This is a genomic window from Streptomyces sp. NPDC060002, assembly GCF_042737245.1.
GTDB lineage: Bacteria > Actinomycetota > Actinomycetes > Streptomycetales > Streptomycetaceae > Streptomyces.
This window is the reverse complement of the sequence record NZ_JBHWUW010000023.1, coordinates 97,015-119,449: the sequence shown is the minus strand read 5'-3', so window position 1 is coordinate 119,449 and position 22,435 is coordinate 97,015. Positions and strand designations below refer to the sequence as shown.

General features: G+C 72.4%; 13 protein-coding genes. 5 read left to right on the top strand and 8 right to left on the bottom strand.

Annotated elements, in window-relative coordinates; genetic code table 11:
* Positions 1 to 80: 80 nt before the first annotated feature.
* The 3 genes from ACFWBD_RS21440 (at position 81) to ACFWBD_RS21430 (ending at position 4,248) form a co-directional block, all read left to right on the top strand.
* Positions 81 to 1,586, top strand: coding sequence for a hypothetical protein (locus ACFWBD_RS21440; RefSeq protein ID WP_385668869.1), 1,506 nt, complete (start codon positions 81 to 83; stop codon positions 1,584 to 1,586).
* A gap of 98 nt (positions 1,587 to 1,684) precedes the next feature.
* Positions 1,685 to 2,971, top strand: a complete 1,287-nt coding sequence (locus ACFWBD_RS21435) for an AAA family ATPase (RefSeq protein WP_385668866.1) — start codon at positions 1,685 to 1,687, stop codon at positions 2,969 to 2,971.
* Positions 2,968 to 4,248, top strand: coding sequence for a VWA-like domain-containing protein (locus ACFWBD_RS21430; RefSeq protein ID WP_385668863.1), 1,281 nt, complete (start codon positions 2,968 to 2,970; stop codon positions 4,246 to 4,248). The genes ACFWBD_RS21435 and ACFWBD_RS21430 overlap by 4 nt, the downstream gene beginning before the upstream one ends.
* A 239-nt stretch (positions 4,249 to 4,487) precedes the next feature.
* On the opposite strand, the gene ACFWBD_RS21425 is transcribed toward ACFWBD_RS21430, so the two are convergent.
* From ACFWBD_RS21425 to glgX, 8 genes are all read right to left on the bottom strand, one after another.
* Positions 4,488 to 5,006: a DUF1990 domain-containing protein gene (locus ACFWBD_RS21425; protein WP_385668860.1), complete on the bottom strand. Its 519-nt coding sequence runs from the start codon at positions 5,004 to 5,006 to the stop codon at positions 4,488 to 4,490.
* A 72-nt stretch (positions 5,007 to 5,078) separates the two neighbouring features.
* Positions 5,079 to 6,743 (bottom strand): M4 family metallopeptidase, encoded by a 1,665-nt coding sequence (locus ACFWBD_RS21420; RefSeq protein WP_385668857.1) that lies wholly within the window; start codon positions 6,741 to 6,743, stop codon positions 5,079 to 5,081.
* Between the two features lie 319 nt (positions 6,744 to 7,062).
* Positions 7,063 to 9,117: a M4 family metallopeptidase gene (locus ACFWBD_RS21415; protein WP_385668855.1), complete on the bottom strand. Its 2,055-nt coding sequence runs from the start codon at positions 9,115 to 9,117 to the stop codon at positions 7,063 to 7,065.
* A gap of 412 nt (positions 9,118 to 9,529) precedes the next feature.
* A complete protein-coding gene (locus tag ACFWBD_RS21410) occupies positions 9,530 to 11,296 on the bottom strand; it encodes an ABC transporter ATP-binding protein (protein ID WP_385668852.1) in 1,767 nt (588 codons plus the stop codon).
* The gene (locus ACFWBD_RS21405) at positions 11,293 to 13,245 is read right to left on the bottom strand and encodes an ABC transporter transmembrane domain-containing protein (RefSeq protein WP_385668849.1); all 1,953 of its coding nucleotides are present in this window, start codon (positions 13,243 to 13,245) and stop codon (positions 11,293 to 11,295) included. Before ACFWBD_RS21405 ends, ACFWBD_RS21410 begins: the two co-directional genes overlap by 4 nt.
* A gap of 40 nt (positions 13,246 to 13,285) precedes the next feature.
* Positions 13,286 to 15,145 (bottom strand): ABC transporter ATP-binding protein, encoded by a 1,860-nt coding sequence (locus ACFWBD_RS21400; RefSeq protein WP_385668846.1) that lies wholly within the window; start codon positions 15,143 to 15,145, stop codon positions 13,286 to 13,288.
* Positions 15,142 to 16,995 (bottom strand): ABC transporter ATP-binding protein, encoded by a 1,854-nt coding sequence (locus ACFWBD_RS21395; protein WP_385668843.1) that lies wholly within the window; start codon positions 16,993 to 16,995, stop codon positions 15,142 to 15,144. Before ACFWBD_RS21395 ends, ACFWBD_RS21400 begins: the two co-directional genes overlap by 4 nt.
* A 286-nt stretch (positions 16,996 to 17,281) precedes the next feature.
* The gene (gene glgX, locus ACFWBD_RS21390; RefSeq protein ID WP_385668841.1) at positions 17,282 to 19,570 is read right to left on the bottom strand and encodes a glycogen debranching protein GlgX; all 2,289 of its coding nucleotides are present in this window, start codon (positions 19,568 to 19,570) and stop codon (positions 17,282 to 17,284) included.
* 153 nt (positions 19,571 to 19,723) lie between these two features.
* On the opposite strand from glgX, the gene ACFWBD_RS21385 reads away from it, so the two are divergent.
* Together ACFWBD_RS21385 and ACFWBD_RS21380 are read left to right on the top strand one after the other, a co-directional pair.
* Positions 19,724 to 20,968 (top strand): Ig-like domain-containing protein, encoded by a 1,245-nt coding sequence (locus ACFWBD_RS21385; RefSeq protein WP_385668839.1) that lies wholly within the window; start codon positions 19,724 to 19,726, stop codon positions 20,966 to 20,968.
* 170 nt (positions 20,969 to 21,138) lie between these two features.
* Positions 21,139 to 22,389, top strand: a complete 1,251-nt coding sequence (locus ACFWBD_RS21380) for an Ig-like domain-containing protein (protein ID WP_385668837.1) — start codon at positions 21,139 to 21,141, stop codon at positions 22,387 to 22,389.
* The last annotated feature ends 46 nt before the right edge of the window (positions 22,390 to 22,435 follow it).

Genomic DNA, 22,435 nt, shown 5'->3' with positions numbered 1-22,435 from the left:
GGGGTGGAGGTTATGCTCCCCGCGATGACTACTCCTTCTGGTGTCAGATCGGGGGACCCGTCCGCGCAAGGTGAGTGCTGATGCTCACTCGGATCGCGAACGAGGATTCCCGCCTTTCCTTCTGGCTGCGCGTGCGCGAGTTCGCCGTGCCGGCCTCCATGATCGAGACTGCGACCGCCCGCCGCCGCGTTGGGGACTGGGCCGGGGCTTGTGCCGCCGCAGGTATCGACGTCGATCTCGACCTTCGTGCCGTGGCGCGCGTCCACGGTCGTGCATTCGTTTCCCGGCTTCGGGACGATCTCCGTCACCTGGCCCCTGACCTGTTGCGTTGGCATCTGCCGAGGGTCGCTCCCGACGGGTTGCTGCGGCCGGGGGTGACCGTCTCCCTCGCTCGGTACGAGGCTGACGTCGCCGTCGGCGGCGCCGGGCGGGACGACACCCGGTGGCCCGTGCACCTGGTGGTGCGGACTCCGCCCGCCTGGGCGGACTCCGGGCAGCGGATCAGCCTCGCGCTCTGGGACGCGTCCGGCTCGGTGGCGGGGGACCGCCGCCATCCGCATCCGCGTCCCGACCGACGGTTCCGCCTCGACCTGCACCGACATCTGTGGGACGCCCGCAGAACGGGTGAGCTGCGGGTCCGGTGCGGCGCCGATCGACCGCCGCCGGGGGACGACCCGCCCCCGCCGGCTCAGCTCGACCCCGCTTCGGAACTGCCGGGGCCCGGCTGTGCCGTGGACCGGTGGGCGGCCGAGGCGCAGATCGTGCTCCGGGCGGAGGGGCGGACCACCGGTTCCGTCCTCGTGCGCTTCGGGTCCGGGCGGCGGCTGGTCCTGGATCCGGCCGGGGGCCGGGACGCGCGGCCCGTTCTGCGCGGTGCGGCAGGCTGTGTCTCCGCGCTGCCGGTGCTGCCCGACGCGGCGACCTGGGTGCTGCCCGACCTGGAGTTGCTCCGTACGGGAGCGATCGAGGCCGGGCGACTGCATCCGCTGGTCGCCTCGGCGCTCGTACCGGAGCACGTCGTACCGGAGCACGTCGTACCGGAGCACGTCGTACCGGAGCACGTCGTACCGGAGTACCTCGGAACGGAGTACCTCGGAACGGAGTACCTCGGAACGGAGTATGCGGCGCCCGGTCCGGGTCGGCTTCCCGACCGGGCGGGACGGGCCCGGCTCGTGGAGTGCCGGGGAGCGACGCACCGGATCGGCCTGGTCGACGGGGTGCTGGCCGCGCTGGACCACGACCCGGCCGAGATCCGGCGCGAGGAGCTGCTGGCCGCGCTGACCGGCACTCCGCTGCCCTGTCTCCAGGCGATCGACCGGGCACACCGGCGTCCGGACTGTCTCTTCGGCGTGCGTGAACGCCTGGTCCACGGTGACGTCGCCGGTGCGCTGGCCGTCGTGGAGGGGCTGCTGGGCCCCGAGGCGGTCCTGCGTGACGGCGCTCTGCGGGACGAACTCGAGGCGGCCGCGCAACGGCGGATCACCTACGGGCTGTTCAGGGCCGGCCTGATCGGTCCCGGTCCCGGCCAGGATCGTCGCCGTCCCGGCCATCTGCGCGCACACCCACGCCACGGCGCCCGTCGCTGACCCCTCTTCTCGCCCTGTCTTCTCGTCCTGCGGACTTCCCCCGAACTCCCTCCGAACCCCAAAGGTGATCACACATGCCCACACCCATGCCCACACCCATGCCCACGCGTACCCTTCTCGTTCCTCCGGCGCCTTCCGTCCCGGCGTCTTCCGTCCCGGCCACCGCCTCCCAACTCGACGTGGCGGGTGAGCTGTTGGCCCTGCTGCGCGACTCCACCACCGAACCGCGCCCCGACAGCCAGCTGGAGGCCCTGACGCTGGCCGTGGCCGCCGACCTCCCCGTGCTGCTGTGGGGTGAGCCGGGGATCGGCAAGACCGCCGCGCTGACCCAGCTCGCGCAGGCGCTGGACCTGCCGCTGACCACGGTGATCGCCAGCGTGCACGAGCCGTCCGACTTCTCCGGGCTGCCCGTCGTCGGGGACGATCCGGCGGAACAGGGCGTCCCGATGGCTCCGCCGGACTGGGCGGTGCGCCTGGTGCGGGCCGGCCGGGGGCTGCTGTTCCTCGACGAGCTGTCCACCGCGCCGCCGGCCGTGCAGGCCGCCCTGCTCCGCCTCGTCCTGGAGCGCCGGATCGGAGCGCTGACGCTGCCGCCCGGCGTGCGGATCGTGGCCGCCGCCAACCCGCGGGGCTCGGCCGCCGACGGCTGGGAACTGAGCCCGCCGCTGGCCAACCGGTTCGTCCACCTCCAGTGGACCCACGACCACGAGGTCGTCGTCCGCGGACTCGGCGGGACCTGGCCCCGGGCGACCCTGCCCCGGCTCGACCCGGCGAAGCTGCCGGAGGCCGTGGGCTTCGCGCGGCGCGCGGTGTGCGGACTGCTCGCCGCCCGCCCCAAGCTCGTGCACCAGCTGCCCAGCAGCGAAGCGCGCCGGGGCGGCGCCTGGCCGTCGCCGCGCAGCTGGGACATGACGCTGAGCCTGATCGCCTTCGCGACCGCGGCCGGCTCCTCCCGCGACGTACTCTCCCTGCTGGTCAGGGGCACGGTCGGCGACGGCCCCGGGCTGGAACTGCTGGCGAGCCTCGACCGGATGGACCTCCCCGACCCCGAGACACTGCTCGCCGACCCGGCGGGCGCCGACCTGCCCGAGCGGGGCGATCTGCGCCAGGCCGTGCTGGACGGTGTCGTGGCGGCGGTCCGCACCCGTGCCGACAGGTCCCGCTGGGACGCGGCATGGGCGCTCCTCGTACGGGCGTTGGAGACCGGCGCCCCGGATCTGGTGGTCGTCCCCGCGACGACGCTCGCCTCGCTGCGCCGGGAGGACTGGGACGTACCGGCGTCGATCGAGAAGCTGGCCGGAGTGGTGACCCTGTCCCGGCGGGCGGACCGGGCGGCGGGTCGCGCGGCGACGCGGACCGCGGACGCCGCGAAGGCGGGCCGATGAGCCCCGGCGAGCCGCAGGGCGCCGGCGTCACCGGCCGGTCCCCGGGCAGGGCGGAGCCGAGGCCCCTGGACCTCGACAAGCTCTTCGCCGCCCGGCTGCAGGCCGCCCGGGCCCGGCCCTACCTGGCGACGGCCCTGTTCGCCCTGCACCCCGTGGAGTCGCGGTGGGTGCCGACGATGGCCGTGGACCGGCACTGGCGGTGCTATGTCTCACCGGCGTTCGTGGACCGCATGCCGGTGGAGGAGCTGGCCGGGGTGTGGGTGCACGAGGTGTCGCACCTGCTGCGCGACCACCACGGGCGCAGTGAACGGGTCGCCCGGGAGTGGGGGCTGACCGGTGCGGGGGAGCGGCTGCGGATGAACATCGCCGCCGACTGCGAGATCAACGACGACGTGTTCGGGGACGGGCTGGTGCAGCCCGAGGGCGCGGTCACGCCGGGCTCGCTCGGGCTGCGGCCGGGCGAGCTGATGGAGGACTACCTGCGCCGGTTCCGGCTCGGACCGCACACCCAGAACCTGGTCTGGCTGGACTGCGGCAGCGGCGCCGACGGACGGGAGCGGGAATGGGACCTCGGCCCGGACGGCGCGCACGGCCTGAGCGAACAGGAACGGGACGCCGTCCGCTTCCGCGTGGCGCAGGGCATCGCCGGCCGCCGGGGGACCGCCCCGGCGGGGTGGCGGCGGTGGGCGGAGGAGGCCTTCCATCCGCCGCAGCCGTGGCGGGAGTTGCTGGGCGCGGCGGTCCGCTCGGCGGCCTCGGCGCCGGGCGCGGGCGAGGACTACTCCTACGGCCGTCCGTCCCGCCGCTCGGCCGGCGTCCCGGGCGCGGTGCTGCCGAGCCTGCGACGCAGACCGCCGCATGTGAGCGTGGTCATCGACACCTCCGGATCGGTCAGCGACGCCGAACTGGGGAGCGCGATCCTCGAGGTCGCCGCGATCTCCCGGGCCGTGGGCGGCCGGCGCGACCTGGTCACCGTGGTGCCGTGCGACGCTGCGGCCCGCATCGTGCACCCGCTGTGCCGGGGCGAGGGGATCCCCCTGATGGGCGGGGGCGGTACGGATCTGCGCGCGGGCTTCACCAAGGCGCTGCGCGCGCGGCCCCGTCCCGACGTCATCGTCGCCCTGACCGACGGCCAGACCCCCTGGCCGAGCACCCGCCCGCCGTGCCGGACGGTGGTGGGCCTCTTCCCCCGCGGGTCGGCGTCGTACGACGAGGAAGACCCCGACTACGTACCGGAGTCGCCGCCCGCGTGGGCCCGGGTGGTGGAGATCGGGTGACCGGGTGACCGGGTGAGGGCGTTCTGTGCTGAACACAGGCTGTGCCGGCGAGCCGGAATCGGCCGTCTCCGCGGTGGGGCCGCGGCGGTCGTCACGGACGCCCGCGGGTCCGGTGCGGCGGGCGTCCCGGCCTCCACGATCGAGCGGCCGTCCGCGGGCTCCCCGGCGTCGCGGCGGGCCGACGGTGCGGCGGGCCGACGGTGCGGCCGTCGGCGTGTGGTGGCCGGCGGCCCGTCCGGCTACGACTTGTCGCCCCCGCTCAGCTCCCGCAGCACCACCCCGCACCGGCGTGCGTACGCCTGCTGCAGGCCTCGGGTCGCCGGGCCGGCGGCCCTCGCGTACCACTTCGCGCCGCGGCTGAAGGCGGACACCGTCAGCCAGACCGTGCCGTCCCCCGTGCGGTCCACGACGAAGGACTCCTCGCCGCATTCGGGGTGGCCGGGGAGGGTGCCGTACGCCCAGCCGGCCCGCCGGTGTTCGTCCAGCGTCCAGACCACTCGGCAGGGGGCTTTTATGAGGCCGGCCAGGGTGACGGTGACGTCGACGTCGGGGGCCGCCCGTTCCGCGGTCGTTTCCATACCCACGCCGAGGGTGCGGTGCATCTCCCAGGTCAGGACCGCTTCGGCGGCCCGGCGGAAGACGTCGTGGCCCTCGCCGAGGCGGGTGCGGACGTGCAGGGGGTGGAAGCCCTCGGGGCAGTGGCCGGGGCGGTCGCGGGTCGCGCCGACGTCGTCGTACGTGAAGTCCTTCGAAGACATGGGAGCCAAGAGTAAGGCGGTACCCGGGGATGCCTTCGTCCCGGGTACCGCCTCACGTCACCTACCCGCGGATCAGGCGACGTTGACGGCGGTCCAGGCCGCCGCCACCGCCTTGTACTCGGTGCTGGTCGAGCCGTACAGCGCCGACGCCGCGCTCAGGGTCGCCGTGCGGGCGCCCGAGTAGGTGGTCGTCGAGGTCATGTAGGTCGTCAGCGCCTTGTACCAGATCTGGACGGCCTTGGCGCGTCCGATACCGGTGAGGGTGGAGCTGTTGTACGTCGGGGAGTTGTAGGCCACCCCGTTGATGGTCCGGCTGCCGCTGCCCTCGCTCAGCAGGAAGAAGAAGTGGTTCGCCGGGCCGGACGAGTAGTGCACGTCCAGGTTCTTCAGCGAGGACGACCAGTAGTTGGCCGAGCCGCCGTCCTTGCTCGGCTGGTCCATGTAGCGCAGCGGGGTGCCGTCGCCGTTGATGTTGATCTTCTCGCCGATGAGGTAGTCGCCGACGTCGGAGGTGTTCGCCGCGTAGAACTCGACGGCGGTGCCGAAGATGTCGGAGGTCGCCTCGTTGAGGCCGCCGGACTCGCCCGAGTAGTTCAGGCCCGCCGTGTTCGAGGTGACGCCGTGGGTCATCTCGTGGCCGGCCACGTCCAGCGAGGTCAGCGGGTGGGTGTTGCCCGAGCCGTCGCCGTACGTCATGCAGAAGCAGCTGTCGTCCCAGAAGGCGTTGACGTAGGCGCTTCCGTAGTGGACGCGGGAGTACGCGGCGACACCGTTGTTCTTGATGCCGCTGCGGCCGAACGTCGCCTTGTAGAAGTCCCACGTCGCCTGCGCGCCGTAGGCGGCGTCGACGGCGGCCGTCTGGTCCGTGGTCGAGCTGGAGGCGGCGCCGGTGCCCCACGTGTCGTCCGCGTCGGTGAACAGGGTGCCCGCGGAGGTGGTCGTGGTGTGCGACTTGTTGTACGTCTTGTGGCCGCCGCGCGTGCTGTCCGTCAGGCTGTACGTCGAGCCCGAGAGGGTCGTGCCGAGGGTCACCGTGCCCGAGTAGAGGCTCTTGCCGGTGCCGGTCTCGATGCCCTGGTACTCGTACAGCTTCTTGCCGGTGGCCGCGTCGGTGATGACGTGCAGCTCGTTCGGGGTGCCGTCCTCCTGGAGACCGCCGACGACCGTCTCGTAGGCGAGAATCGGCTTGCTGCCGTTGCCGGCCCAGATCACCTTGCGGGGCGCGTCGCTGGCCTCGGTGCTGGCGGAGCCGGCGTCCTTGGCGAGGGTCAGGGCCTGCTTCTCGGCCTTGGCGGCGGTGACGACGGGGGTGAGCGAGGCGACCTTGATGGTGGTGTTCGTCGCCTTGGTGACGCCCTTGTTCGCGCCGGCGGCCGACTCGTGGACGACCAGGTCGCCGCCGAGGACCGGCAGACCCGCGTAGGTCCGCTCGTAGCGCGTGTGGACCGTGCCGTCCGCGTCCTTGACGACGTCGCGCACGACCAGCTTCTCCTGGACGCCCAGGCCTATCTCCTGCGCGGTCGAGGGCGCGTCGGCCTGCTTGTCCTGGATCAGGGCGGTGCGGGCGGCCGGGGCCAGCGCGGTGGGCACGGCGAGGGGCGTCGCACTGGTGGCGTCCGCCGGGGTCTGGGCGGCGGCGGTACCGGCGGTGAGGCCGGTGGTGACCAGGGCTCCGGCCGCGACGGCGGTGGCGATGGCCAGAGTGGTGCGCTTGTGACGCGCGTAGAGGGAGGTCACACAAGCTCCTTGGATGTGGGGGTGCCCGGGCGGCGTGGGGTGGCTGTCCGTGGCTGTTGTGAAGTTGTGCGGCGGGTGACAGGAAGACTGGCATCAAGGCGCGTACATGTCAGGACCCCGAAGTGATGTTGGCTGAAAATCAACTGCCGGATGAACATTGCCGGAATGTAAACGGACTTGACCTCGGTAAAAGGCCAACAGGGCGTAGGTAAGGCGCCGGCAAAAAGGGGACGCCGTCCCGGAGGAGTCGAAACTCCGGGACGGCGTTCTGTGCGCTGCCTCTCGACCTGCTGTGCTCGGCCCCTGCGAGGCCTGTGACCTACGGGAAGGTCAGTTTCCAGCTGTTGATGTAGCCGGTGTCCTGAGCCGCGTTGTCCTGGACCCGCAGCTTCCAGACACCGTTGGCGACCTCGGAGGAGGCGTTCACCGTGTACGTGGTGTTGATGTTGTCGGTGCTCCCGCCGGTGCCGTACGCCTTCAGCGTGTACGCCGTGCCGTCGGGGGCGAGCAACTGCACCTGGAGGTCACCGATGTAGGTGTGGACGACGTTGACCGCCACCGCGAGGTTCGAGGGCGCGTTGCCGGTCCGGCCGGAGACGGTGACCGAGGAGGTGACCGCCGCCCCGTTGTCCGGAATCGATACGTCGGCCGTGTTCTCGAAGGAGGTGCCGCCACCGCCGCCCCCGCCGTCGGAACGGGCGCCGACCGCGACACCGGCCCACGCGTCCTGCACCGCCTTGTACTCGGTGGAGGTCGTGCCGTACAGCTCACCGGCCGCCGCCAGCGTGCCGGTGCGGGCCGCCGCGTACTTGGTGGTCGTGGTGAACTTCGTGGTCAGCGCGCGGAACCAGATCTTCTCCGCCTTGTCGCGGCCGATGCCGGTGACCGGAAGGCCGTCCGCGGTGGCCGAGTTGTAGGTGACACCGTTGATGGTCTTGGTGCCGCTGCCCTCCGACAGGAGGTAGAAGAAGTGGTTCGCCGGGCCGGACGAGTAGTGGACGTCGACCGATCCGATCCCCGAGTACCAGCTGTCCTTCGACGCGCCGTCCTTGCTCGGCTTGTCCATGTAACGCAGCGGCGAGCCGTCGCCGTTGATGTCGATCTCCTCGCCGATGAGGTAGTCACCGACGTCGGAGGAGTTCGCCGCGTAGAACTCGACCGCCGTGCCGAAGATGTCCGAGGTGGCCTCGTTGAGACCGCCGGACTCACCGCTGTAGTTGAGGCCCGCGGTGTTGGAGGTGACGCCGTGCGTCATCTCGTGCCCGGCCACGTCGATGGACGTCAGCGGGTGGGTGTTGCCGGAGCCGTCGCCGTACGTCATGCAGAAGCAGCTGTCGTCCCAGAACGCGTTGACGTACGCGTTGCCGTAGTGGACGCGGGAGTACGCGGCGACGCCGTTGCCCTTGATGCCGCTGCGGCCGTGCACGTTCTTGTAGTAGTCCCAGGTCAGGGCCGCGCCGTAGTGGGCGTCCGCGCCCGCGGTCTCCAGGTTGGACGCGGCGCCGGTGCCCCAGACGTCGTCGGAGCCCGAGAAGAGCGTGCCGGTGCCGGAGGTGCCCCGGTTGAGGTTGTACGTCTTGTGGCTGCCGCGCGTGCCGTCGGTCAGGTTGTACGTCGACCCCGACTGCGTGGTGCCGAGGGTCACCTGGCCGCTGTACATCGTGTTGCCGGTGCCGGTCTCGATGCCCTGGTACTCGTACAGCTTCGCGCCGGTGGTTGCGTCGGTGACGACGTGCAGCTCGTTCGGGGTGCCGTCCTCCTGGAGGCCGCCGACGACCGTCTCGTACGCCAGGACCGGCGTGCCGTTCGCCGCCCAGATCACCTTGCGCGGGGCGCGGTTGGTGTCCGCCCGCTCGGCGCCGGCGGCCGTGGCGAGGCTCAGCGCCTGCTTCTGCGCCTTGGCCGCGCTGAGGGTGGGCGAGAGCGAGGCGACCTTGATGGCGGCCCGGGTGGCCTTGGTGACGCCCTCGGTGGCGCCGGACTTCGCGGTCTCGACGACCAGGTCGCCGCCGAGGACCGGGAGTCCGCCGTAGGTGCGCTCGTAGCGGGTGTGCAGGGTTCCGTCGGCGTCCTTGACGACGTCGCGGACGACGAGCGCCTCCTTGGCGCCGAGGCCCAGCTCCTTGGCGGCGGCGGCCTTGCCGGCATCGGCCTCGCGTATCAGCGCGGCGCGCTGGGCGGGGGTGAGGCGCACCGACTCGGCGCCCGGGGCGGCCTGGCCGGCCGCCTGCGGTGCCTTCACCGGGGCGGCCGTCGCGGCGCCGGACTGCACGGCGGCGGCGATGAGCGCGGAGACGCCGACGAGGGCGACGGCCGCGGCACGACGGGAGGCGCTGTGGGGGGTGCGTCTGCGAGAGGGACTGCTGCTCAACACTGACTCCTTCTGCGCGGCCACGGGTCACGCGGCCAGGGGAGACCCGACGGCGGGTGAGCCGCGCGGGCACGACAAAGGCGGTACGCAGAACAAAGGCGGAACGTGGAGCGGGCTTAGCTGTGGGGTTGCTGTGAACCAGCAGTGGGAAGAGTGGCAGTGGATTGCGCTATCTGTCAGGAGCGCGTCAGGAAGTTGGCCGGAAACGGTTCGTTGTCCGGTAGTTCATGTTCGATATGCGGTCAATTGGCCGACGTGACATGCCGACTGGCTGGCGGGACATTCCGATTGGCTGGCGGATATGCCGATTGACCGGCGGGACATGGCGGGGGCGAACGGCGGATCAGGATCCGGTCCGCTCCCCGTCAGGCATGCCCCCCTGTCAGGCATGCCCCCCCGTCAGGCATGCCCCCCGTCAGGCACGCTCGCCGTGCCACGTCCGCCAGAGGGCCGCGTACGCTCCGTCCGCCGTCACCAGCGCCTCGTGGGTGCCGAGTTCGGTGAGGCGGCCGTCCTGCATCACGGCGACCCGGTCCGCGTCGTGCGCGGTGTGCAGGCGGTGGGCGATGGCGATGACGGTCCGGCCCCGGAGCACGGCGGCCAGGGCCCGCTCGGTGTGCCGGGCGGTCGCCGGATCCAGCAGCGCCGTCGCCTCGTCCAGGATCAGCGTGTGGGGGTCGGCCAGCACCACCCGGGCCAGGGCGAGCTGCTGGGCCTGCGAGCCGTCCGTACGGGCACCGCCCCCGCCGAGCACGGAGTCGAGGCCGCCGGGCAGCTCCCGGACCCAGTCGGCGGCGCCGACCGCGGCCAGCGCCGACCACAACTGCGCGTCGTTCGCCGCCGGTTCGGCGATCAGCAGGTTGTCGCGGACCGTACCGAGGAAGACATGGTGCTCCTGGGTGACCAGCACGACCTGCCGGCGCAGCGTCTCGGGCGCCAGCTCCGCGACCGGCACCCCGCCCACCGTCACCGTGCCCGCGCTCGGCGCGTCCACCCCCGCGAGCAGTCTGCTCAGTGTGGTCTTGCCCGCGCCCGACGGGCCGACGACCGCGAGCCGCTCCCCGGGCCGCACCGTCAGGTCGACCCCGCGCAGCACCTCGCCACCGCGCTCGTAGGCGTACCGCACGCCCGTCACGTCGATCCGGTCGTCCGCCGGAGTGGGCGCCACGCCGTCCGGCTCGGCGCGCGGCGCCCCGGCCAGGCCCTCCACCCGGGCGAACGAGGCGCCACTGCTCTGGAGTTGCTCGACGCGCAGCAGGATCTGGTCGAGCGGTTCGGTGAACTGCCGCAGATACAGCGCGGCCGCCACCACCGCGCCCAGGCTCATCGCGCCCCGCGCGTGCAGCGCACCGCCCAGCAGCAGCACGCCCGCCACCGGCAGCGAGTACGACACCTCGATCACCGGGAAGAACACCGTGCGCAGGTGCAGGGTCCGCAAGCGGGTGCGCCGTGAGATCTCCAGCGCCTCCCGGCTCGCCGCCGTCCGTCGCTCCTGGAGCCGGAACGCCTCGACCGTGCGTGCCCCGGACGCGGTGGCGGCGACGATCTCGGCGACCTCGGAGGTGGCCGCGCCCTCGGCGAGGTAGGCCGCGCGCGCCCGCCGCAGATACCAGCGCAGCGCGAACCAGATCGGGGTCAGTCCCAGCACTCCGATCGCCCCGAGCAGCGGGTCGATCACGAACACCGCGCCGAGCGTGAACAGTGCCTGGACCGTGCAGACCAGCAGCTCGGGTCCGGCGTCCCGCAGGGTCGTGCCCACGGCCGCCACGTCGGCGGTGCCGCGCGTGGTCAGATCGCCGGTGCCGGCCCGCTCCACCACCGACGCCGGCAGCGCGAGCGCCCGCCCGACGAACTCCTCCCGCACCCGCGCCAGCGTCCGCTCACCGAAGCGGTGCCCCGCGTACCGGGCCCAGCGGGCCAGCAGCAGCTGTGCGAAGGCGCAGGCCAGGATGGCAGCCGCCAGCCGGTCCACGGCCTGCGTGCCGTGTCCGGCCCGCACCTCGTCGATGATCCGCCCCAGCAGCCACGGCCCGGCCAGGCCGGCCCCGGCGGCGAGCACGTTCAGGGCGAGGGCGCCGGCGAAGGCCCGGCGGTCGGCCCGCAACAGCCGGACCGCCGCCCGGCGCACGTCACCTGGCGCGGCGATCGGCAACCGTCCCGAGCCCTCGTCGACCACCGTCACCGCACAACCTCCTCGGCCCCTGCGCCTGCGCCTGCCCCTGCGCCTGCGCCTGCGCCTGCGCCTGCGCCTGCGCCTGCGCCTGCGCCTGCCCCTGCGCCTGCCCCTGCGCCTGCGCCTGCCCCTGCGCCTGCCTCTGTGCCTGCGGCCGCGCCGCCTTCCGTACCCGGGTCCGGATCGCGTGGGTCGGCGTCATCGATGCCGTCGGCGTCGTCGGTGTCCCCGGCCACCAAGGCCCGGTATCCCGGCTCGCGTTCCAGCAGGTCATGGTGGCGGCCGGTGGCCGCGACCTTTCCGTCGACCAGGTAGTGGACGGTGTCGGCCTGGGCGAGGAGCAGCGGGGAGGTGGTGGTCACCACCGTGGTCCGGCCGGTCCGCGCCGCGCGCAGCCGCTGGGCGACCGCCGCCTCCGTGTGCGCGTCGAGCGCCGATGTCGGCTCGACGGCGAGGAGCACCCCGGGGTCGGCGAGCAACGCCCGTGCCAGCCGCACCCGTTGCCGCTGGCCCCCGGAAAGGCTGCGGCCCTGCGCGGTCACGGGCGATTCGAGCCCTTCCGGCAGACCCTGCACGATGTCGTCGGCGGCCGCCGCCCGCACCGCGCGCCCGACGTCCGCCGGGGCGGGCGCACGCCGTCCGCCCACCACCTCGCGCAGGCTCCCGGCGAACAGGTCGGCCTCGTTGTCGGCGACCAGGATCCGGTCCCTGACCTGGTCCAGGGGGACGGCGTCCAGACGTGTCCCGCCCCAGGTGGCGTCCGTGGGGCCGTACCGGCCGAGCCGGTCCACGACGGCGGTCACCTCCGCGTGCCGCGCGCCGACCAGAGCGGTCAGCCGGCCCGGCGCCACCCGCACACCCGAGACGGGGTCGTGCAGCACCGACGGCTCGACGGGCGCGTCGGCGGCAGCGGAGGCTACAGCGGAAGCGGCGGCTGAAGCAGCGGCGAGGGCGGGGGCGGTGGCGGGGGCCGGCTCCAGCCGCAGCAGTCGTACGACGCGCCGGGCGGCCACCACGCCCCGGCTGAGCTGGTAGCCCATGTCGACGAGGAACGCCACCGGCCCGATCAGGACCGCGACATAGCCGTACACCGACACCAGCTCGCCGACGGTCATGTCCCCCTGGGCGGCGAGGCGGGCCGCCAGCCAGGTCACCACGGCGAGGAACAGCGTCGGCAGGCCCATCCCCAGCGCCTGCATCCAGCTGGTGACCGCGCCGACCCGGTAGCCCTGCGCCCGCAGCCGCTGCGAGTCGCGGCCGAAGGAGGCCGCGAACAGCTCCTTGCCACCGAGCCCGTTGAGCACCCGCAGCCCGCCCGCGAGGTCGCCGATCCGCGCGGTGAGCACTCCCTGCCGCTCCCGGTACTCGGTCTCCGTGCCCTGCAACCGTGACATCAGCGGCCCGACCAGCACCGCGACCACCGGCATCCCCAGCAACACGACCACCGCCAGCAGCGGCGACACCGACAGCAGCAGCCCGGCGACGAAGACATAGACGACCACCGAGCCGACGCCCGGCCCGACCACCGTCAGCGCGCCCGCGATCGTGTGCACGTCGCTCACCCCGATGGTGACGACCTCCGCGGCCCCCACCTGACGCGGCAGCGCGGCGCCGAGCCGCACCGTGTGCCCGACGACGACCTTGGTGGTGCGGAGGTAGGCGTCCATGCGCACCCGGGTCATCGTGCGGTGCCGCATGATGCTCACCCAGGCGTTGAACGCGCCGACGGCGAACAGGGCCGCCGTCCAGCCGGCCAGCGCGGCCGTGTCACCGGGCTCGAGACCGTCGTCCACCGCCTTCGACAGCAGATACGGCGTCACCGCCATCAGCACCATCCAGACGCTGGCCAGCACCGCCCCGGCCAGCGCCCGCCACGGCTGGCAGCGCACCAGCCACGCCAGGTACGCCCAGCCGCCGCGGCGGTCGGGCGTGCCGGGATCCTCGTACGCGTCGGTCATCCACTCGTCCTTCCGGCCCCCGAGGTCGACCCCTGGACACTCACGCGAGACTGTCCCGCCAGGCCCGGTGCAGGTCCGCGAACCGGCCGGTGCCCGCGATCAGTTCGGCCGGGCTGCCGTCCTCGACGATCCGCCCGTGCTCCATGACCAGGACCCGGTCGGCGATCTCCACGGTCGACAGCCGGTGCGCGATCACCACCGCCGTACGGCCCTTCAGCACCGTCGCCATCGCCGCCTGCACGGACCGCTCGCCCGGGATGTCGAGCGAGCTGGTCGCCTCGTCGAGGATCAGCACCGCCGGGTCGGCGAGCAGCGCCCGTGCGAACGCGACGAGTTGCCGCTGCCCGGCGGAGATACGGCCGCCCCGTTTGCGTACGTCGGTGTCGTAGCCGTCGGGCAGGGCGCTGATGAACTCGTGGGCGCCGATCGCCTTCGCGGCCCGCTCGATCTCCTCCCGGCTCGCGTCCGGCCGCCCGATGGCGATGTTCTCGGCGACCGTGCCGGAGAACAGGAACGCCTCCTGCGTCACCATGACCACCCCGCGCCGCAGTTCGGGCACGGCCAGCTCGCGCAGGTCGACCCCGTCCAGCAGCACCCGCCCCTCGGACGGGTCGTAGAAGCGGGCGAGCAGCTTGGCCAGCGTGGACTTGCCCGCGCCGGTCGAGCCGACCACGGCGACGGTCTGCCCGGCGGGAAGGGTGAGGTCGAACCCGGGAAGGATCTCGCCGCCCGTGCGGTAGCCGAAGGAGACCCCGTCGAAGACGACCTCCCGGCCGGGCAGTTCGCCCTCGAGCGCCGGGAGCTCCCGCGGCGCCGACGGCTCGGGCACTGACGGCGTCTGCGCGAGCAGCCCGGCGATCTTCTCCAGCGAGGCCGCCGCCGACTGGTAGGAGTTGAGGAACATGCCGAGCCGGTCTATCGGGTCGTACAGCCGCCGCAGATACAGCACGGCCGCCGCCAGCACCCCCAGCTCCAGCGAGCCGTCGGCCACCCGGGTGGCGCCCCACAGCACGATCACCGCGACCGCCGTGTTGGCGACCAGCCGCGATCCGACGACGTACCGGGCCATCTCCAGGAGCGCGTTGCCGTTGATCTGTTCGTGCCGCTGGTTCAGGACCTGGAAGTCGGCGTCGTTGACGGGCTCGCGGCGGAACGCGCGCACCGGCCGGATGCCGTTCATCGTCTCGACGAACTTCACGATCACGGCCGCGATCGCGGTGGAGCGGGCCCGGAACACCTCCCCGGCGCGCCGCTGGTAGATCCTCACGAGGAGGTACAGCGGCACGAAGGAGGCCACCGCGACGGCCCCGAGGCCCAGGTCCAGCCAGAGCAGCATCGCCGAGATGTAGAGGAAGGACAGGATCACCGTCACGAGTTCCTGGAGACCTTCGCTGAGCAGTTCGCGCAGCGACTCCACGTCCGTGGTGGACCGGGAGATCAGCCGGCCCGAGGTGTAGCGCTCGTGGAAGTCGAGGCTCAGCGCCTGCGCGTGCCGGAAGATCCGGCCGCGCAGGTCGAGCAGCGCGTCCTGGCTGACGCGGACGGAGGCGATCAGGAACGCGTACTGGAGCCCGCCGGAGACCAGCGCGCACAGCAGATAGGCGACGCCCACCGCGACCAGCGGCCCGTGGTCGTCGGCCCGGAACGCCGGTACGGCGCGGTCGATGGCGTACGCCACCAGCAGCGGGCCGGCCTGCACGGCCGCCTGCTGGAGCAGCAGCAGGAGCGAGGTGCAGGCGACCCGTGCCCTCATGGGGTCGAGCAGGGAACGCAACAGGGCGCCCGTGGCGCCGGGCGGGGTGGGCAGGACGTCCTTGTCGAAGGGGTCGTCGACGGCCGTCCGCGGCGGGACTTCGGGGTCGTCGTCGGTGACGGGGGAAGCGGTGGTGGGGGCGGTCATCGGCGGTCGGCCTCCTGTTCACCGAACTGGGTGGCGAACTCTGTTCCGGACGGCGTTCCGGATGGCGTTCCGGACGGCTCTCCGGACGGCTCTCCGGACATGAGGTGGGCGTATTCGGCGTTGCTGCGCAGCAGTTCGTGATGGGTGCCCACGGCGGTGACGCGCCCGTCCGACAGCAGGGCGACACGGTCGGCGAGGAGCACGGTGGACGGGCGGTGCGCCACGATCAGCGCGGTGGTGTCGGCGAGGACCTGCCGCAGCGCGGCCTCCACGGCGGCCTCGGTGTGCACGTCCAACGCGGACAGCGGGTCGTCCAGGACGAGGAACCGGGGCTGCCCGACGACGGCTCTGGCCAGTGCGAGGCGCTGCCGCTGCCCGCCGGAGAGGCTGAGCCCCTGCTCGCCGACCTGCGTCTCGACGCCCTGCGGCAGCGTGTGCGCGAAGCCGGCCTGCGCCACGCCCAGCGCCCGCTCCAGCTCGACGGCGCCCGCACCCTTCGCCGCCCCCATGAGGACGTTCTCCCCGACGCTCGCGGAGAACAGGGTCGGCTCCTCGAAGGCGACGGCGACCCGCGAGCGCAGCTCCTCCCGCGACATCGCGGTGATGTCCTCGCCGTCGAGCGTGATGCGGCCGGCGGTCACCTCGTGCAGCCGGGGCACGAGGGCCGTGAGAGTGGTCTTCCCGCTGCCGGTCGCCCCGACCAGCGCCATGGACTCGCCGGGCCGGATGTGCAGGTCGACGCCGTCGAGGGTGGGCGGGGAGTCGGGGGAGGCGTCGGGATAGCGGAAGGTGACGCCGGCGAACCGCAGACCCCCGTCGGCCGCGGCGGCCCGCCCACCGCGGCCGACGGGCTCCTCGGGCAGCTCGTCCATCACCTCGAAGTAGCGCTCCGTCGCCGTCGCCGCCTCCTGGCTCATCGCCAGCAGGAACCCGATCGAGTCCACCGGCCAGCGCAGCGCGAGCGCGGTGGACAGGAAGGCGACCAGGGTGCCCGCGGACAGCTCGCCGTCCGCCACCCGCACCGCGCCGAGCACCAGCGCCGCCCCGATCGCCACCTCCGGGAGCGTCACGATGACGGCCCAGATCGTGGCCAGCAGCCGCGCCTTGCGCAACTCCGTGCCGCGCAGCGCCGACGACAGCTCCCGGAAGGCCCGCGCCTGGCTGCGGTGCCGCCCGAAGCCCTTGATGATCCTGATCCCGAGGACGCTCTCCTCGACCACCGTCGTCAGGTCCCCGGCCTGGTCCTGGGCGCGCCGCGCCACGACCGCGTACCGGTTCTCGAAGTACACGCACATCACGACGACGGGGATGGCCGGCCCGAGGATGACCAGCCCGAGCGTCCAGTCCTGGAGCAGCATGATGACCACCCCGAAGAGGATCGTCACCGAGTTGACCAGCAGGAACGTCAGCGGGAAGGCGAGGAACATGCGCAGCAGCCCCAGGTCGGACGTCGCCCGGGACAGCAACTGTCCCGAGGGCCACCGGTCGTGGAACGCCACCGGCAGCCGCTGGAGCCGCCCGTAGAGATCCGCCCGCATCTCCGCCTCGACATGCGACAGCGGACGCGCCACCAGCCAGCGCCGCAACCCGAACAGCACCGCCTCCGCGAACCCGAGCAGCAGCAGGCAGAGCGCGCCCAGCCAGACTCCGGCCGTGTCCCGGTCGGCCACGGGTCCGTCCACCATCCACTTCAGGACGAGCGGAACGACCAGCCCCGTACAGGAGGCGAGCACGGCGACGAAGGCGGCCACGAACAGCCGTATCCGCACGGGACGGACGTACGGCCACAGGCGCAGCAGGGAGCGTACGGCGGAGCGGTCACGGGAAGCGGTTGCAGGTGTCCTGGGCATCATCGCGAGCCTACGGACCGGCACTGACAACGCCCACCGAGTTTTGGCCCGACCGGGCTCGGCCGCTGGTCCTACGACCTGCGTGTTCGAGGAACGGACGCCATCCCCCACCCACCTGTACGCCAAGTCGGCCGTCACCGACCGGGCTGCCGCGGTGGCGGTGGCGTACGAGCGGGGGATCCTGGGCGGGGCGGGTGCGTGACCGGGGGTTCCCGCTCAGTCGGTGTACGGCAGCAGTCCATGTGATCAGCCGTCCGGTCCCGGGACCAGGAATCCGCAGGGGATTTCACGGGCCTGAAACGTTGCCTGAATCGGTTCCTGAAGCGTTGCCCGAAACGTCGCCCCACCCCACCACCCGCAGCAGCAGAACCGCCCGCCCCGGCACCGTCACCGCCATCCCCGCCTGGTGTGTCACACCCGGCGCCGCCCCCTGCTCCTCGCTCGACGTGTCCACGACCACCTCGTACCGCTCCGCCCACGGCGCCCCCGGCAGGACGAAGCTCACCGGCCGGTCCCCGGCGTGCAGGACGGCGAGGAAGCTGTCGTCGGTGATCGGGGCGCCCCGCTCGTCCCGGCCGGGAATGTCCCGCCCGGACAGATACATCCCGAGGGTCGCCGCGGGCGCGTACCAGTCCCCTTCGGTCATCTCCGTGCCCCGCTCGGTGAACCAGGCGAGGTCCCGCAGCCCGTCCGCCGAATGCGCCCGCCCGGAGAAGAAGGCGCGGCGACGGAGCACCGGGTGCCGGTGGCGCAGCGCGATCAGCCGGGAGGTGAGATCGAACAGGGCCCGCCACCCCGGCTCCTCGAGCAGCCCCCAGTCCACCCAGCTGATCTCGTTGTCCTGGCAGTAGGCGTTGTTGTTGCCCCGCTGGGTGCGCCCCAGCTCGTCGCCCGCGACCAGCATCGGCACGCCCGTCGACAGCAGCAGCGTCGTGAGCAGGTTCCGCTGCTGCCGCCGCCGCAGTGCCAGTACCCGCTCGTCGGCCGACTCGCCCTCCGCCCCGCCGTTCCAGGAGCGGTTGTCGTTCGTACCGTCCCGGTTGCCCTCGCCGTTGGCCTCGTTGTGCTTGCGGTCGTACGACACCAGGTCGCGCAGGGTGAAACCGTCGTGCGCGGTCACGAAGTTCACCGACGCGTAGGGCCTTCGTCCGCCCCACGCGTACAGGTCGCTCGACCCCGAGAGCCGGTAGCCCATCTCCCGCACGTCCGGCAGCGCATGCCGCCAGAAGTCCCGTACGGCGTCGCGGTAGCGGTCGTTCCACTCCGTCCACAGGGGAGGGAAGGCCCCCACCTGGTAGCCGCCCGACCCCACGTCCCACGGCTCGGCGATCAGCTTCACCCGCCGCAGCACCGGGTCCTGCGCGATCACCGCCAGGAACGGGGACAGCATGTCGACGTCGTGCATGGAGCGGGCCAGTGCCGCCGCCAGGTCGAAGCGGAAGCCGTCGACGCCCATCTCCGTCACCCAGTAGCGCAGCGAGTCGGTGATCAGCCTCAGCACATGCGGCTGGACCACGTGCAGGGTGTTCCCGCAGCCCGTGTAGTCGGCGTACCTGCGCGCGTCCGACTGCACCCGGTAGTAGCCCCGGTTGTCGATGCCCTTCAGGGACAGGGTCGGCCCCAGCTCGCCGGCCTCCGCCGTGTGGTTGTAGACGACGTCGAGGATCACCTCGATGCCCGCCGCGTGCAGGGCCCGCACCATCCGCTTGAACTCGCCGACCTGCCCGCCCGTCGTCCCGGCGGAGGAGTACGCGGCGTGCGGTGCGAAGTAGCCGACGGAGTTGTAGCCCCAGTAGTTCTTCAGCCCCCTGCGCAGCAGATGGTCCTCGTGCGCGAACTGGTGGACCGGCAGCAGCTCCACCGCCGTGACGCCCAGCTTCACCAGGTGCTCCACGGCCGCCGGGTGCGCCAGACCGGCGTACGTGCCGCGCAGCTCCTGAGGGATCCCCGGGTGCAGCCGGGTGAAGCCGCGCACATGCAGCTCGTAGATCACCGAGTCGGCCCAGGGCGTCTTCGGGCGGCGGTCGTCGGCCCAGTCGTCGTCATCGTGCACGACGACGCCCTTGGGGACGTGCGGCGCCGAGTCCCGTTCGTCGCGCACGGTGTCGGCGACCTGCTGCTGGGGCCAGTCGCGGACGTGCCCGTAGACCTCGGGCGGCAGGCTGAACTCGCCGTCCACCGCCCGGGCGTACGGGTCCAGGAGCAGCTTCGCCGGGTTCCAGCGGCCGCCGGTCCACGGGTCCCAGCGGCCGTGCACCCGGTAGCCGTAGCGCTGGCCCGGCATGATCCCCGGCACGAAGCCGTGCCAGATCTCGTGCGTGAGCTCGGTGAGCCGGGCGCGGGTCTCCCGGCCGCCCTCGTCGAACAGGCACAGTTCGACGGACTCCGCCCCACCCGCCCACAGCGCGAAGTTGGTGCCCGCGACCCCGTCCGGGCCGACCCGGAACCGGGCGCCCAGTGGTGTGGACGCGCCCGGCCACACGGGTGGACCGGGCACCTTGCGCGATGCACCGTTCATGACGGTGTCCGGCGTGGCGCGCTTCGCCACCGCCTCCTGCTCGGCTGCGCTGGACACCGTTCAGCCTCCCGCGGCTCATGGAACGACGTGGGAAAAGAGCGCGCGGTGTCCCGGCCGCGGCTCCCCGTCGCGTCGTCCTCCCCCCATTTCTGCCCAGAGCGGCCCTCGCACTCACGTTTCCCCGGAGCGTGCCCGGTCGTTGGGCACCATGTGAGGCACGTACATGGGCGCGCACGGCGCGCGGGGGTCGCACTGGCCGCCGTACTGACATGGGCAGGACTACTTGCCGGGGCCGCCGGTTGCACCGGCGGCGACAGCCGGAGCGGACTCGACCGGGTGCTCGGCAAACCCCCGGCCCCCGAGGACGTCATCCGCGTCACCCCGCAGGACGGCACGAAGGAGGTACGGCCCGAGGAGCGGCTGTTGGTGCGGGTACCGGGCGGGCGGCTGGAGTCCGTGAAGGTCGTCAGGTCGCAGGACGCCCAGGAGACCCCGGTCCCGGGCAGGATCGCCGCGGACGGCCTGAGCTGGCGGCCGGACGACGACCGGCTGGGGCTGGCCGCCCGCTACACCGTCGACGCCGTCGCCCTGGACGGCGACGGGAACCGCTCGGCCCGGCACACCACTTTCACCACCTACGTTCCCGAAGAACGCTTCATCGGCTATGTGACCCCCGAGAACCGCGCCACCGTCGGCACCGGGATGATCGTCTCGCTGGAGTTCAACCGGGAGATCGACAACCGCGCCGCGGTCCAGCGCGCCGTCCGGGTGACGGCCGAACCCGCGGCGGACATCCGGCCGCACTGGTTCGGTGACACCCGGCTCGACTTCCGGCCCGAGGAGTACTGGGAGCCCGGCACCCGGGTCACCGTCGCGCTCGGACTGCGGGACGTCGAGGGGGCGCCCGGGGTCTACGGGCTCCAGGACAAGTCGTTCTCCTTCACCGTCGGCCGCAGCCAGGTGTCCCTGGTGGACGCGGCGAAACACACCATGCAGGTGCGCCGTGACGACGAACTGCTGGCCACCGTGCCGATCACGGCCGGGGCGCCGAAGAACACCACCTACAACGGGAAGATGGTGGTGACCGAGATGCTGGAGCTGACCCGGATGAACGGCGCCACGGTCGGCTTCAAGAAGGCCGACGGCAGGGGCGAGTACGACATCCCGGACGTGCCGCACGCCATGCGGCTGACGAACTCCGGCACCTTCCTGCACGGCAACTACTGGGCGGACGACGTCTTCGGCCGGGTCAACGTGAGCCACGGCTGCGTGGGCCTGCGGGACGTCAAGGGCGGCGCCTCGGACACGCCCGCGGGCTGGTTCTTCGACCGTTCGCTCGTCGGTGACGTCGTCGAGGTCGTGCACAGCAAGGACAAGCAGGTCGCCCCGGACAACGGGCTCGGCGGCTGGAACATGAGCTGGAAGGAGTGGATCGCCGGCGGCGCCGTGAAATGACCTCGCCCCCCGGTGCAACCTTCCCCGCGTTCCCACGGTCCTAGTTGGGACTGAACGGTGACAATCTTGGCCCGTCCAGGCCGTTGACCTTGTGGTTAATATGCGGCGAACGCGGGGGACGCGTCGCGGTGCGGGCCCGGGGAGGGCCCGGGGGAGTGGGGAGAACGACTTTGAACGTGCGACCGATATCGGGGGCGTCGGTTGGAGGACGACCGCGAGGCCGCGACAAGCGGCTGGCGCTGATCGTCGGCGGGCTGCTGCTGGCCGTCACGGCCTGCGGCGGCGGCGACTCGGACTCCGGGTCCGGCGGCAAGGACGCCGGCTCCGGCAAGGGCGCTTCGGCCACCGCCGAGAGCAAGCAGTCCGAGGCGGTCGTGACCATCGCCCCGAAGACCGGCGCCAAGGATGTCGACACCAGCGGCGCCCTGAAGGTGACGGCGGCCAAGGGCAAACTGTCCGAGGTCGTCGTCAAGGACGACAAGGGCACGGCGGTCGCCGGCGCGATCTCCGCGGACGGCGCCGGCTGGACGCCGGCCACGCACCTCGCCGGGTCCACCAAGTACCAGGTGCACGCCGTCGCGAAGGACTCCGAGGGCCGCACGTCCGCCGAGGACTCGTCCTTCACCACGCTGAGCCCGCAGAACACCTTCACCGGCAACTTCACGCCCGAGGACGGTTCCACGGTCGGCGTCGGCATGCCGTTCTCGGTGCGCTTCACCCGGGGCATCACGCACCCGGACGACGTGGAGAAGGCCATCTCCGTCACCACCGTGCCGGCCGTCGACGTGCAGGGACACTGGTTCGGCAACGACCGTCTCGACTTCCGTCCCGAGAAGTACTGGAAGGCCGGCACCAAGGTCACCGTGAAGCTGAACCTCGACGGCGTCGAGGGCCGCAAGGGCGTCTACGGCAAGCAGGCCAAGACCGTCTCCTTCACCATCGGCCGCGACCAGGTGTCCGTCGTGGACGCCAAGAAGCACACGATGAAGGTCACGCAGGAGGGCAAGGTCGTCAAGACCATTGCGGTCACCACCGGCAAGTCCGGCTACGCCACCTGGAACGGCCAGATGGTCATGAGTGAGAAGTTCACCGTGACCCGGATGAACGGCGACACGGTCGGTTACGACGGCGAGTACGACATCAAGGACGTCCCGCACGCCATCCGCCTGACCGACTCCGGCACCTTCGTGCACGGCAACTACTGGGGCGGCGACGCCTTCGGCAACTACAACGCCAGCCACGGCTGCATCGGCCTGCGGGACGTGCGCGGCGGCTACGACAGCGGCGTGCCGGCCGCGTGGTTCTTCAACCACTCGATGGTCGGCGACGTGGTGGTCGTGAAGAACTCCACCGACCCGACGGTCAACCCGGCCAACGGCCTCAACGGCTGGAACATCCCGTGGGCGGATTGGGCGAAGTAGCTCCCCCTCGACGACCCGACGAAGGGCCCGGCGCCGCGACACACGG

Excerpts from the sequence above, each read along its gene's own strand:
- ACFWBD_RS21440 (WP_385668869.1), top strand. The coding sequence starts at position 81 with ATGCTCACTCGGATCGCGAACGAGGATTCCCGCCTTTCCTTCTGGCTG.
- ACFWBD_RS21435 (WP_385668866.1), top strand. The coding sequence starts at position 1,685 with ATGCCCACGCGTACCCTTCTCGTTCCTCCGGCGCCTTCCGTCCCGGCG.
- ACFWBD_RS21430 (WP_385668863.1), top strand. The coding sequence starts at position 2,968 with ATGAGCCCCGGCGAGCCGCAGGGCGCCGGCGTCACCGGCCGGTCCCCG.
- ACFWBD_RS21425 (WP_385668860.1), bottom strand. The coding sequence starts at position 5,006 with ATGTCTTCGAAGGACTTCACGTACGACGACGTCGGCGCGACCCGCGAC.
- ACFWBD_RS21405 (WP_385668849.1), bottom strand. The coding sequence starts at position 13,245 with ATGACCGACGCGTACGAGGATCCCGGCACGCCCGACCGCCGCGGCGGC.
- ACFWBD_RS21400 (WP_385668846.1), bottom strand. The coding sequence starts at position 15,145 with ATGACCGCCCCCACCACCGCTTCCCCCGTCACCGACGACGACCCCGAA.
- ACFWBD_RS21395 (WP_385668843.1), bottom strand. The coding sequence starts at position 16,995 with ATGCCCAGGACACCTGCAACCGCTTCCCGTGACCGCTCCGCCGTACGC.